At 66.4% G+C, this 12,220-nt stretch carries 10 protein-coding genes; 4 read left to right on the forward strand and 6 right to left on the reverse strand.

Annotation, left to right across the window (positions count from 1 at the left end; all coding sequences use genetic code 11):
• Positions 1-104 precede the first annotated feature (104 nt).
• From AC5LXX_RS31470 to AC5LXX_RS31490, 5 genes are all read right to left on the reverse strand, one after another.
• Positions 105-1,283 (reverse strand): ABC transporter ATP-binding protein, encoded by a 1,179-nt coding sequence (locus AC5LXX_RS31470; RefSeq protein ID WP_493414031.1) that lies wholly within the window; start codon positions 1,281-1,283, stop codon positions 105-107.
• Complete coding sequence (locus AC5LXX_RS31475) at positions 1,280-1,933, reverse strand: ABC transporter permease (RefSeq protein WP_124448748.1); 654 nt, start codon at positions 1,931-1,933, stop codon at positions 1,280-1,282. The genes AC5LXX_RS31470 and AC5LXX_RS31475 overlap by 4 nt, the downstream gene beginning before the upstream one ends.
• Positions 1,934-1,943: 10 nt before the next feature.
• Entirely contained in the window at positions 1,944-2,849 is a 906-nt protein-coding gene (locus AC5LXX_RS31480) for a glycine betaine ABC transporter substrate-binding protein (RefSeq protein ID WP_493414032.1), read from the reverse strand.
• Positions 2,846-3,562 carry an ABC transporter permease gene (locus tag AC5LXX_RS31485; protein ID WP_493414033.1) on the reverse strand — a complete coding sequence of 239 codons (717 nt, stop codon included), beginning with the start codon at positions 3,560-3,562 and terminating at the stop codon, positions 2,846-2,848. The genes AC5LXX_RS31480 and AC5LXX_RS31485 overlap by 4 nt, the downstream gene beginning before the upstream one ends.
• A 550-nt stretch (positions 3,563-4,112) precedes the next feature.
• Positions 4,113-5,207 (reverse strand): AraC family transcriptional regulator, encoded by a 1,095-nt coding sequence (locus AC5LXX_RS31490; RefSeq protein WP_493414034.1) that lies wholly within the window; start codon positions 5,205-5,207, stop codon positions 4,113-4,115.
• A 252-nt stretch (positions 5,208-5,459) separates the two neighbouring features.
• Here AC5LXX_RS31490 and AC5LXX_RS31495 point away from each other — a divergent pair, with 252 nt between their 5' ends.
• From AC5LXX_RS31495 to AC5LXX_RS31505, 3 genes are read left to right on the forward strand one after another with little or no spacing between them, the layout of a single operon-like run.
• The gene (locus tag AC5LXX_RS31495) at positions 5,460-6,851 is read left to right on the forward strand and encodes an APC family permease (RefSeq protein WP_493414035.1); all 1,392 of its coding nucleotides are present in this window, start codon (positions 5,460-5,462) and stop codon (positions 6,849-6,851) included.
• Positions 6,852-6,901: 50 nt separating this feature from the next.
• Positions 6,902-8,299 carry an aspartate aminotransferase family protein gene (locus AC5LXX_RS31500; RefSeq protein ID WP_493414036.1) on the forward strand — a complete coding sequence of 466 codons (1,398 nt, stop codon included), beginning with the start codon at positions 6,902-6,904 and terminating at the stop codon, positions 8,297-8,299.
• A 30-nt stretch (positions 8,300-8,329) separates the two neighbouring features.
• Positions 8,330-9,754 carry an aldehyde dehydrogenase family protein gene (locus tag AC5LXX_RS31505; RefSeq protein WP_493414037.1) on the forward strand — a complete coding sequence of 475 codons (1,425 nt, stop codon included), beginning with the start codon at positions 8,330-8,332 and terminating at the stop codon, positions 9,752-9,754.
• A 115-nt stretch (positions 9,755-9,869) separates the two neighbouring features.
• Here the strand turns inward: AC5LXX_RS31505 and AC5LXX_RS31510 are convergent, their stop codons facing one another.
• Positions 9,870-10,724 carry a FadR/GntR family transcriptional regulator gene (locus tag AC5LXX_RS31510; protein ID WP_124448734.1) on the reverse strand — a complete coding sequence of 285 codons (855 nt, stop codon included), beginning with the start codon at positions 10,722-10,724 and terminating at the stop codon, positions 9,870-9,872.
• 230 nt (positions 10,725-10,954) lie between these two features.
• Between AC5LXX_RS31510 and AC5LXX_RS31515 the strand changes: the two genes are divergently transcribed.
• Positions 10,955-12,163: an ABC transporter substrate-binding protein gene (locus AC5LXX_RS31515; RefSeq protein WP_493414038.1), complete on the forward strand. Its 1,209-nt coding sequence runs from the start codon at positions 10,955-10,957 to the stop codon at positions 12,161-12,163.
• Positions 12,164-12,220 lie beyond the last annotated feature (57 nt).

A 12,220-nucleotide genomic window follows, 5' to 3' on the forward strand; every position in this document is an offset into this window, starting at 1 on the left:
GAACGACGCTTTGTCGTCAAACGTCGCTGCACATTTTCCGTACGGTGGGCGATCTCTGTTCCGTTCCCGGCGCCGGTGTGATGTCACACCGGCGCGGGAATGAATCAGTGCGTGGCCGCTGCGCCGACCGCATCGACAGGGCTGCCCGGCGGCTGCCCCGTTTGCCGGCGCGACCGGCCCGAGCTCAGGTACGCGGCGATCGAGTCCTGCGTGACCTCGCCGATCCACACGCCGTCGGGGTCGAGCACCGGCATCCACGACGCGCTGTACTGATACATCTTCGACAGTACGATGCGCAGGTTGTCGTCGGCCGAGACACCGGCCGGGAACGGCGTCACGCGTTCGCCGCATACGCCGCCGCCGTCGGCGCGTGCGGCGCGGCGCGTCACGTAGCCGAGCGCGCGGCCCGCGTCGTCGAGCACGGTCAGGTAGCGGCAGTCGGTTTCGTCCATCACCGCGAGTGCGTGCGCGAGCGGCGTATCGACGCGTGCCGTTTCGGGCTGCGTGGCGGCGTCGCCGGCCTTCACGAGCAGCAGGCGCTTGAGCGTGCTGTCCTGGCCGACGAACTGCGCGACGAACTCGTCGCGCGGGCGCGCCAGCAGCGTGTCGGGGTGATCGTACTGCACCAGCTGGCCGCGCCGGAACACCGCGATGCGGTCGCCCAGCTTGATCGCTTCGTCGATGTCGTGGCTCACCATGATCACGGTCTTGTTCAGTTGCCGCTGCATCTGGAAGAACTCGTTCTGGATCGATTCGCGATTGATCGGATCGACCGCGCCGAACGGTTCGTCCATCAGCAGCACGGGCGGATCGGCGGCCAGCGCGCGAATCACGCCGACGCGCTGCTGCTGCCCGCCCGACAGCTCGCGCGGATAGCGTTTCAGGTAGAGCTTCGGATCGAGCGCGACCATCGACATCAGGTCGCGTGCACGCTCGGCGCAGCGCTTCTTGTCCCAGCCCAGCAGGCGCGGCACGACGGTGATGTTCTCTTCGATCGTCATGTTCGGGAACAGCCCGATCTGCTGGATCACGTAGCCGATGTGGCGCCGCAGGTCGACTTCGTCGAGCTGCGCCGTATCCTCGCCGTTGATGAGCACGCGGCCCGAGGTGGCGGCGATGAGCCGGTTGATCATCTTGAGCGTGGTGGTCTTGCCGCACCCCGACGGGCCGAGAAACACGCAGATTTCCCCCTCGGGTACCGACAGGCTCACCGAGTCGACCGCGCGCACGGCCTGGCCGTCCTTGCGCGTGAAGGTCTTGGTCAGTTGGTCGAGTTCGATCATGTCTTCTGCACTCCCTTCGGTGTCAATGCCCGCTGCAGCATCTGCAGCAGCCGGTCGGCGACGATCGCGAGCAGGCTCACGAGCACCGCGCCCACCAGCAGTTTCATCATGCTGCTCTGCCCGATCGCGCGCAGGATCAGCGTGCCGAGCCCGCCCGCGCCGACCACGGCGGCGATCGTCATCACGCCGATGTTCATCACGACGGCGGTGCGCACACCCGCGAGAATCACGGGTACCGCCAGCGGCAGGTCGACGAGACGCAGGCGCTGCCATGAGGTCATGCCGATGCCGGTGCCGGCTTCCTTGATCCCCGCATCGACGTTGTGCAGCGCGAGGTATGTGTTGCGCATGATCGGCAGCAGCGAATAGAGGAACACGGCCGTGATCGCGGGCGCGGCGCCGATGCCCTGGCCGAAGCGCGAGAAGAACGGGATCATCAGGCCGAACAGTGCGATGGACGGCAGCGTGAGCACGATCGTGGCGATGCCGAGCAGCGGCCCGGCGAGCCAGTCGTGGCGATTGATGAGGATGCCGAGCGGCACGCCCGCGACGATCGCGCAGCCCACCGCGATTGCGACGAGCCATACGTGTTGCAGCGTGAGCTGCAGCAGCTCGGGCCAGCTCGAAGCGAGATAGTCGAATACGCTCATCAGGTCTCCTTCAAGGTAGCGGATGCGTGCGCAGGAACGCGTCGGCGACGTCGCGCGGCGACTGGCCGTCGAGGTCGACGGCCTTGGCCATGGCCTGCATCACGTCGTTGTCGAGCGCGGCAGACAGCGCGTTGAGCTGCGTCGCGAGTTTCGGATTGCGGTCGAGCGTGTCCTTGCGCACCACGGGCGTCGCGTTGTACGGCGGGAAGAAGTGCTTGTCGTCCTCGAGCGGCACGATGCCGAAGCCCTTCACGCGTCCGTCGGTCGTGTAGACGAGCCCGATCTTCAGCTGGTTGTTGTGCAGCGCCGTGTACACGAGCCCCGGGTCCATCTGCTTCAGCTGCGCGCGGCTGAACTGCATGCCGTACGCGGCCAGCAGCGGCTTCAGGCCGTCGGGGCGGTTCGCGAATTCCGCGTCCATGCCGAACACGTAATGCTTTGCGGCCGGGTCGGTCTTCAGGTGCTCCGCGAGCTGCGACACGGTCCGGATGCCGGTAGCCTGCGCGAGCTGGCTCGGCAGGCCGATTGCATAGGTGTCGTTGAGCGGCGAAGCGTCGAGCCACACGAGCCCGCGCGGCACGTCGAGCGCCTTGACGCGCCGGTACATTTCTTCGGGCGAGAGCTTGTCCTGAATCTTGTTGTAGACGAGCGCGGCGGTGCCCGTGTAGTCCCACATCAAGTCGAACTGGCCGTTCTCCAGCGCGCTGCGGGCGAGCGTGCTGCCGAGGCCCGAGCGGACTTCCACGTCGTAGCCGCGCGAGCGCAGGTACTGCGAGGTGACTTCCGCGAGCACGTATTGCTCGGTGAAGTTCTTCGCGCCGAGCACGAGCTTCGCGGCGAATGCCGGTGTGCCGGCCGCCATGCACAGCGCGACGGCGGCGCACAGGCGTACGATCGATCGGAGCGCGCGCATCATGCTGCCCCTCCGTGGCGTGCGAGCCAGTGGCGGCTGCCGGCCGCGACGATGCCGTCCAGCGCGAGCGCGAGGATCGCGGTGAGCGACGCGCCGAGCAGCAGCAGCGGCTGGTTGTCGAGGTAGATGCCGGGGAAGATCAGCGAGCCGAGGCTGTCCGCGCCGATCAGGTACGCGAGCGGCGCCGTTCCGACGTTGATCGCGAGCGCGGTGCGCACGCCGCCGACGATGATCGGCAGTGCATTGGGCAATTCGACGCGAACCAGCGATTGCCAGCCCGTCATGCCGATGCCCTTGGCTGCTTCGCGCAGCGCGGCCGGCACGTTCTTCATGCCTTCGTATGCATTGCGCGTGATCGGCAGCAGCGACGCGAGAAACAGCGCGACGATCGCGGGCACGTCGCCGATGCCGAAGATGCCGAGCGCGATGGCCAGCACCGCGAGCGACGGGATCGTGTTGCCGATGTTGAAGACCTGCATGAAGCGCTCGGCCTGGTGCTGGAACCGCGGCCGGCTCAGCAGCACGCCGGCCGGTATGCCCACGGCGATCGCGAGCGTCATCGAGTAGACGACCAGCAGCATGTGCTGGCCGGCGTAGTAGGCGAGATCGTCCGCGCGCTGGCGGAACGTGTCGGCGCCGATACCGCGCGCCAGTGCCCAACCGACTGCGATGATGGCTACCAGGCTGCCCACCTGCTGGACAGTGCGTCGAGTCATGAAGATACGCCTCCTCAATCCCGGTGCGGCACGCGCGCAGGCACGCGCCGCGATGACGCCGGATGGCGTCGCGATGGAAGTTCGTGATCCCGGCGTGGCCGCGATTGAACTGACGGAAACAGTACTGCCTGCTGCACCGAGGTGCGGCTGGCGGTCGGGTGAACGCGATGCTGCGTTCGTCTGATTGTCAGGTTCGGCCCGGCGGCGCCGTAACGGCGAGGCGCGTTCGAGCAGGGCACCGTCCTGCGAAGACGGCATGGATGCGGGTGGCTTGACGCCAACCGCTGGGGCCGGTGGCCCCTTTTGACGCGGCGAAACGGATGCATGCGCAACAAAGTGCGAAATGACATCACGTTGCCTGCGAGATCATGCGTTTTGTGATGAAGTTGGGGCGAGTATAGAGCAATCGAATGATCGCGTCTACCTCGGGCATGACACGCAATCTCGTCGCGGCATCGAGATCGATGAAGTCGAAGGCTTGCGCGGAAATGATTCGAACTCCGAATTCATGGATGGCGACGTCGTTCCGAAACGCCTTGCGCGAGCGGCGTTACATGTCGATGTCGGCGTCCGCGCGCGGCGTCTTGCCGGTCCAGCGCCGATATGCGTGACGGAAGCTGCGCGGCTCGCTGTAGCCGAGCCGTTCGGCGATCGCCGCGACCGTCAGCGAGTGGTCGTCGAGCATTCGCACCGCTTCGTCGTGCCGCACTTCGTCGAGCAGCGACTGGAACGTGATGCCGTCCTTGTCGAGCCGCCTGCGCAGCGTGCGCTCCGTCAGGTGCAGCGCATGCGCGAGCGACGTCATCGACTTGAAGCGCATGAGGTCGCGCGTCATCAGCTCCTTAGCGCGATCGGCGAAGCGCGTGCCGACCGACGCGGCCCACTGCCGTTCGAGCACTTCGCACTGGCCGTGCAGCGCATTGAAGCTGACTTCGTTCGCGAGACGCGGCGTTTCCGTGCCGTTCACGGACGTGAACACGAGACGGTTGTCGGCCGCGTTGAATGTGACCGGACAACCGAAGTGGCGTGTGTAGTCGGCTGCATTGCGCGGCGTGCGGCGTGCGAGTTGCAGTTGCTCCGGCCACACCGGCTTGCCGACGAGATCGGACACGATCAGCCGCAGGCTCGACAGGCACATGTCGACCTGGAATACCTCGAGATCGGGTTCGCCGTTGTAGCGGCTGATGGTCACGCTCATGCCGTCCGCGTGCGCGTCGATGCGCACATCGAAATACAGCCCCATGAACAGCGGAAACTGGCCCATGCAGCGGAACGCCTGCATCACGGAGCCGCTGATCAGCATCGCGTAGCCGGCGAGCCCGAGCGTCGACACGTGCAACCGCGCACCGATCGACAACCCGATCGACGGTACGCCGCTGCAGCGCAGCAGGTTGCGGAAGCAGCGCTGTTCCTGGCCGCGATTCACGTGCAGGTTCGGCGACGCGACTTCGTTCGCGCCGAGCCCGGTGCCTTCGAGCAGCGCGGCGCCGTCGATGTGCCGCACGCGGCACTCGTCCAGCGCGACCGCGATCGCATGGACGGTGGCCGGAATATCCTCCTGGCGCCCGGCCGGGCGTGCGAGGCCGAGCGACATGCGCAGGCTGCGCTCGGCCCGGCTCTGATTTCGTTGGGAGCGGCTGTCCATGGTGCCGATACGGTGACGGGGTCGCGTAGAACATAGCCGGAATGTCCGCAAAACGCCAGTGCGGCACAGCAGCATGCAGGGCGCGGATCGTGCAGTGCGCGACCTCGTGTCCGGAAATATCCCTCTATTACGTCCGCATTTCTCATTCGTTCTCGATTTTTTGGCGCACCACACTTTCTTCCAGCCGTGCCCCGCCGCCAGCGCCGGATGCACGCGTGTTGAGGTCATGGACGCCACCTACATGAGGACAGCATGGACAACGACAGGCCCGGTCGAACCGCATTCGCCGCCGCGACGCACGACCTCGGCGCGCCCGCGCATCGAGGCGATCCGGACGAACGCAGCAAGCCGCACCTGCTCGGCCTGTCGACGCTGGTGATCTTCGGTCTCGCGTACATGTTGCCGATGACGGTATTCACGACCTACGGCCTCGTCACGAGCGAGACGAACGGGCATCTGACGGCCGCGTATGCGGTCACGCTGGTCGCGATGCTGTTCACCGCGCGCAGCTACGGCCACATGGCGCGGCTGATGCCGAGCGCCGGTTCCGCCTATACGTTCGCGAGCCGCAATTTCGGCACGTCGGCCGGCTTCATGGTCGGCTGGGCGTTGCTGATGGATTACCTGTTCATCCCGATGATCAGCTATCTCGCGATCGGTATCTACATGAAGCAGATTTTCCCCGGCGTGCCGGCCAGCGTATGGATCGTCGGCAGCATCGCGCTGATTACGGGGCTGAACATCGTCGGCATCCGCCTCGTCAATCGCGTGAATCTGATCCTGATCGCGAGCCAGCTCGTGTTCATCGCGATCTTCGTCGTTGCCGCGGCGCGCGCCGCCGCGGGCGACGGGCTGTCGATGGCCGTCGCGTTGCCGTCGTCGGGCGATGCGCGAGCGATCTTCGCCGGCTCCGCGATCCTGTGCCTGTCGTTCCTCGGCTTCGATGCGGTCACCACACTGTCGGAGGAGACGCGCGAGCCGCGGCGCACGGTGCCGCGCGCGATCCTGCTCTGCACGCTGGCGAGCGGCCTGCTGTTCATGCTGGTCGCGTACGTCGGGCAGGTGGTGTTTCCCGACTGGCGCGCGTTCAAGGATCTCGATTCGGCCAGCCTCGAACTGATGCGGCGCATTGGCGGCGGCACGCTGTCGGCGTTCTTCGTCGCGGTGTACGTGGCCGGCTGTTTCGCGAGCGCGATGGCCGGCCAGGCGAGCGTGACGCGCGTGCTGTTCGCGATGGGCCGTGACCGCGTGCTGCCCGAATGCGTATTCGGCCACCTGCATGCGCGGTTGCGTACGCCGGTGCGCGCGACGCTCGCGGTCGGCGTCGTGTCGCTGTCTGCGCTGTTCATCACGCTCGACCTCGCGTCGACGATGATCAGTTTCGGTGCGCTCGTCGCGTTCGCGATCGTGAACCTGTGCGTGATGCGCAGCTATCTGGCCCGGCCCGAGCACCGTCATGTCGCGGGCTGGATCGCGTTCGGCGTGATGCCGGCGATCGGCTTCGCGATGAACGTGTGGCTCTGGTCGGGACTGTCGCGCCAGACGTTCTACGTCGGCATAGGCTGGCTCGTGCTCGGACTCGGCCAGCTCGTGTGGCTGACGCGCGGCTTCACGCGCCCGGCGCCGACGCTGTCGATGAATTGAACGACCGGCCGCGCGGTGCCGGTTCTGAAACCCTGAAGGAGGAGTGACCCATGAACGCTGTTGACGTCAATCTCGATGCGGACCTGCAGGCGCTCGGCAAGCGCCACCTGCTGATGCACTTCACGCATGCCGATGCGTACCGCGAGAACGCGTTGACCGTGTTCGACCGGGGCGAAGGCTGCTGGCTCGTCGATCGCAACGGCAAGCGCTATTTCGACGGGCTGGCGGGGCTGTACTGCGTGCAGGTCGGCTACAGCCACGGTGCGGAGATCGGCGATGCGATCCGCGAGCAGATGGGGCGGCTGCCGTTCGCGACCAACTGGGGCTATGGCCACGAACCGGCGATCCGGCTCGCGCACAAGCTCGCGACGCTCGCACCCGAAGGCCTGAACCGCGTGTTCTTCACGTCGAGCGGCTCGGAGTCGAACGAAGCGGCGATCAAGCTGGTGCGCCAGTATCACCAGTCGCGCGGCGAGCCGCAGCGGCGCAAGTTCATCGCGCGGCGCGTTGCGTATCACGGCACGTCGTTCGGCGCGCTCGCGCTGAACGGGATGACGAACTTCCGCAAGCACTTCGAACCTTTGATGTCGGGCGTGCGGCACGTGGGCAACACGAAGCGCTACGGGCGCCCGGCGGACGAGACGGAAGCGCAGTTCACGCGCCACCTGCTCGACGAAATCGAATCGCTGATCGTGCAGGAAGGGCCGGATACGGTCGCCGCGATCGTCGTCGAGCCGTTGCAGAACGCGGGCGGCAGCCTGACGCCGCCGGCCGGCTACGCGGCGGGGCTGCGCGATATCTGCGACCGGCACGGCGTGCTGCTCGTCGCGGACGAGGTGATCTGCGGGTTCGGCCGGCTCGGCGAATATTTCGGGTCGGCGCGCTATGGACTGAAGCCGGACATCATCACGTTCGCGAAAGGCATTGCATCGGGCTACGTGCCGCTCGGCGGTGTGATCGCGAGCGACGCGGTCGTCGACGCCGTGCTCGACGGGCCGCAGCAGATGTTCCTGCACGGCGCGACGTACGGCGGCCATCCGGTCGCGTGCACGGCCGCGCTCGCGAACCTCGAGATCATGGCGCGCGAGCGCGTCCTCGAGAACGTCCGCGGCAACGAAGCCGTATTCCGCCAGACGCTCGACGGGCTGCTCGAATTGCCGTGCGTCGGCGACGTGCGCGGCGACGGCTACCACTATTCGCTCGAGCTCGTGACCGACAAGGCCGCGCGTCGCTGGGCGGCCGGCATCAGCGCGCAGGCGTTCGTGTCAACGATGCTCGCGCCCGCGATCTTCGACGCGGGGCTGCTGTGCCGCGCGGGTGTCGATCACGAAGGCACGCCGATCGTGCAGTTCTCGCCGCCGCTCGTGATGTCGCGCGACGAGATCGTCTGGTTCGTCGCGCAGATCCGCGACATCCTCGTCGACACCTACGCGCGGGCAACGCGCTGAGCGCGGCATCCCTCATTTCAGGAGTATTCGATGCGAACGTCACAACAGTCCTATATCGACGGCCAGTGGCTCGATCCGGCCGATGCACGATCGATCGACGTGATCGACCCGGCCACCGCGCAGCCGTATGCGCAGCTCAGGATCGGCGTCGCGGCCGACGTCGATCGCGCGGTCGGTGCGGCGAAACGGGCCTTCGACACTTACTCGCGCTGGTCCGTGGCCGAGCGCGTCGCGCTGTTGAAGCGCGTGCTCGAGATCTACCAGCGGCGCTATGAAGAAGTCGCGCAGACGATCAGCCGCGAAATGGGTGCGCCGATCGCGTTTGCGCGCGCGGCGCAGGCCGCGGTGGGCACCGCGCACCTCGAGCAGACGATTCGTGCGCTGCAGTCGTTCCGCTTCAGCACGCAGACCGATGGGTTGCTGGTGTCGCACGAGCCGATCGGCGTGTGTGCGCTGATCACGCCGTGGAACTGGCCGATCAACCAGATCGTGTGCAAGGTCGCGCCGGCCCTCGCCGCCGGCTGCACGATGGTGCTCAAGCCGAGCGAGATCGCGCCGTTCAGCGCGATCCTGTTCGCGGGGATCCTGCACGAGGCCGGCGTACCGCCCGGCGTGTTCAACCTCGTGCACGGCTACGGGCATGAAGTGGGCGACGCGCTGTCGCGGCACCCGGATGTCGACATGGTGTCGTTCACGGGTTCGACGCGCGCCGGTATCGAGGTCGCGAAGGCGGCCGCCGATACCGTGAAGCGCGTGCACCAGGAGCTCGGCAGCAAGAGCCCGAACCTGATCCTGCCCGATGCCGACATCGAGGACGCCGTAACGCGCGGCGCACGCAGCTGCTTCAGCAACAGCGGCCAGTCGTGCAATGCGCCGACGCGCATGCTCGTGCATGTCGGTCATCTGCCGCTGGCCGAGCAGGCGGCGCGGCGCGAAGCCGAACGCACCGTCGTCGGCGATCCGCGTTCGACGGAAACCGGCATCGGGCCGGTCGTCAGCCGTACTCAATTCGACCGCATCCAGCACTTCATCCGGCTCGGGATCGAAGAGGGCGCGACGCTCGTCGCCGGCGGCCCCGGCCGGCCGGAAGGGCTCGGCGACGGGTTCTACGTGCGCCCGACGGTGTTCTCGAACGTCACGCCGGACATGACGATCGCGACCGAGGAGATCTTCGGTCCAGTGCTGTCGATCATGACCTACCGGACCGAAGAAGAGGCCATCGCGCTCGCGAACGATTCGGTCTACGGGCTCGCGGCCTACGTGCAGTCGACGGATCTCGAGCGGGCACGCCGGGTCGCGGCACGGCTGCGAGTCGGCAACGTGCACATCAACTATCCGGCGTGGAACCCGGCCGCGCCGTTCGGCGGTTACAAGCGTTCAGGCAACGGGCGCGAGTATGCGGAGTTCGGCCTCGTCGAATATCTGGAGACGAAGGGCACGACGGGGTACGTGTGAGCGGCGTGCAATGACGCGCTGATCGCCCCGAGGAACCGCGCGGCGAATGCGTTCCGGCCGGCAGCGGCGCCGCGCGCGGCGGTCGGCCTTGACTCCACGCCGCGGATGCCGACGTTCAGCGATCCTCCGGATCCACCGCGGCCGCATCGGATCCCGCAACGGAAGCGGCGGCGCGCCTGCGAATCTCGGAATCGAGGATCAACCGCCCGCGCAGTTTGCCTTTCATCCGCTTCACATGCTTGGGCGCCTCGGTCATGTGCTCGACCATCAGCGCACGGACTCGCTCGGTATCGCGCTCGCGCGCGGCCTGCAGGATCGCCTTGTGGATCGACACGTTCGCTTCGCCGAAGCGCTTGTGCTCGGCGAGCGGTGTATCGTTCCGGAATTCGATCAACTGCCGGATCATCTCGTTGATCAGTTCGCAGCTGAAGCGCAGGAACGGATTGGGATTCGCGGCCGCGAGGATGTCGTGGAACGTCGTGTCCTCCTGCCGCTGACGCAGCATGTGGCCGCGATCGTGCACGCCCGACGCGCCGTCGCAGCAAGCAATGTTCGATTCCAGGGCCGCGAAGTCGCGCTCCGTCAGGTGCGGTACCGCGCCGGCGGCCAGCTCGGGTTCGAGCAGCTTGCGCACCGTATAGATGTCGTCGATCGTCACGTCCTTGAAGAACAGATAGTTCTGCAGGAGCTGAAGCGTACGGTCGAGCGGCACCTCGACGACCATCCCGCCGCCCGACGGTCCCGTCGTGACCTTGATGAGCCCCTGCACCTCGAGCGACTTCAGCGCCTCGCGGATCGTGCTCTTGCTCACCGCGTAGAGCTGCTGCAGCTCGGCTTCGCGCGGCAGGCGGTCACCGGGTTTCAGGTCCTTCTCGGTGATCAGCCGCTTGATCTCCTCGGCGACGAGGTCGGCGCGCTTCGGCTGCTTGATTTCGACCGCGAGGCCTGCCCTGGCTCGGTCCATGACCATCTTCAAGACTCCTTTGTGTGGCTGCGCGCCGCGTCATCGTCGACGACCGGTCCCGGCGCGGGTACGGAATTTTGCCTGATTGACACCAATTTTGATCAACTCTAGCATCAGGTTCATTCTATTTATCATGATAAATAGGATCAACCGGCGGCGCGCATTCCGGAGTGGCGTGGGCACGGTTTGGCAGTCGGTCGTATCGCGTGTGTCCCCCCATCATGAGGAGCGTCAACTTGAATCGCCGAGAACTGTTGAAACTGGCCGCGCTGTCGGCCGTGCCGGGCGCGCTCGGCAGCATGTCGTCCCGTGTCGCGTTCGCGCAGGGGTCGTCCATCCAGCTTGCATGCCCGGTGCCGATGTCCGGCCCGTTTGCCGCGAACGGCAAGTACGCCGATCTCGGCATGCAGCTCGCCGTCAAGCAATACGGCACGGCGCTCGGCGCGCCGCTCGCGTATACGGCGCTCGACACCGAGGGCAAGCCGGCGACGGCCGTGCGGCGCGTGCAGGAAATCGCGCAGCAGAAGGGCGTGCGTTTCTTCGCGGGCGGCATCCTGTCGTCCGAATCGCTGGCGATGGGCAAGGAAGTGCAGAAGGCGGGCGGCGTGTTCATCACGACGGCCGGCGCGGACGAGATCACCGGCAAGGACTGCAACGCGGCGACCTTCCGCTGGTCGGTGCCGACCTTCGGCGCGATCGAGCAGACGGTGCGCCCGCTGATCCAGATGCTGCCGAAGGCGAAGCGCTGGTACACGATCACGCCGCAATACGTGTTCGGCGACGGCCTGTTGTCGGCCGCGAAGGCGGTCTTCAAGGAGAAGGGCATCGAGCACGTCGGCAACAGCTATCACTCGCTCGCCGAGAAGGAGTTCAGCGGTTACCTGACGAACGCCGCGGCCGCACAGCCCGACGTGCTGCTGATCCTGAACTTCGGCTCGCAATCGTCGGACACGCTGCGCCAGGCCGTCAGCTTCGGAATGAAGCGCAACTGCACGATCCTGCTCGCGTGGGCATCGGGCCTCGAGCAGTTCGAGGCGCTCGGTGCGGACATCTGCGACGGCGTGTATTTCGGCGCGCAGTACTGGCACGGCATCGATTCGCCGCTGAACCGCGATCTCGTGAAGCGCGCGAACGCCGCATTCAAGGCAAACCCGAACTACAGCCTCGCGGGTTCGTACATCTGCTCGAAGATACTGATCGACGCAATGGTGAAGGCCGGCAGCGCCGATCCGAAGAAGGTCGTCGCGGCGATGGAAGGGATGAAGTACGACGGCCTCACTGGGCCGGAGGAAATCCGCAAGGGCGACCACCAGGTGCTGAAGAACTACTACCTGCTGAAGGGCAAGCCGAAGGGCCGGATGAAGAACGCGGACGACTATGCCGACATCGTCAGTTCCGGCCAGTCGTTTCTGCCGCTCGACAAGACGGGCTGCAAGCTCGCATGACGCCGTGCATGCGTTCGCGGCGCATCGCGTGCCGCGGACGTCCGTTACCTTCCTTTC

It is taken from the genome of Burkholderia torrens, assembly GCF_984668525.1.

Coding starts and splice junctions, on each gene's coding strand:
- AC5LXX_RS31500 (WP_493414036.1), top strand. CDS start 6,902: ATGAACGCTGTTGACGTCAATCTCGATGCGGACCTGCAGGCGCTCGGC.
- AC5LXX_RS31490 (WP_493414034.1), bottom strand. CDS start 5,207: ATGGACAGCCGCTCCCAACGAAATCAGAGCCGGGCCGAGCGCAGCCTG.
- AC5LXX_RS31510 (WP_124448734.1), bottom strand. CDS start 10,724: ATGGTCATGGACCGAGCCAGGGCAGGCCTCGCGGTCGAAATCAAGCAG.
- AC5LXX_RS31475 (WP_124448748.1), bottom strand. CDS start 1,933: ATGAGCGTATTCGACTATCTCGCTTCGAGCTGGCCCGAGCTGCTGCAG.
- AC5LXX_RS31480 (WP_493414032.1), bottom strand. CDS start 2,849: ATGATGCGCGCGCTCCGATCGATCGTACGCCTGTGCGCCGCCGTCGCG.
- AC5LXX_RS31470 (WP_493414031.1), bottom strand. CDS start 1,283: ATGATCGAACTCGACCAACTGACCAAGACCTTCACGCGCAAGGACGGC.
- AC5LXX_RS31505 (WP_493414037.1), top strand. CDS start 8,330: ATGCGAACGTCACAACAGTCCTATATCGACGGCCAGTGGCTCGATCCG.
- AC5LXX_RS31485 (WP_493414033.1), bottom strand. CDS start 3,562: ATGACTCGACGCACTGTCCAGCAGGTGGGCAGCCTGGTAGCCATCATC.
- AC5LXX_RS31495 (WP_493414035.1), top strand. CDS start 5,460: ATGGACAACGACAGGCCCGGTCGAACCGCATTCGCCGCCGCGACGCAC.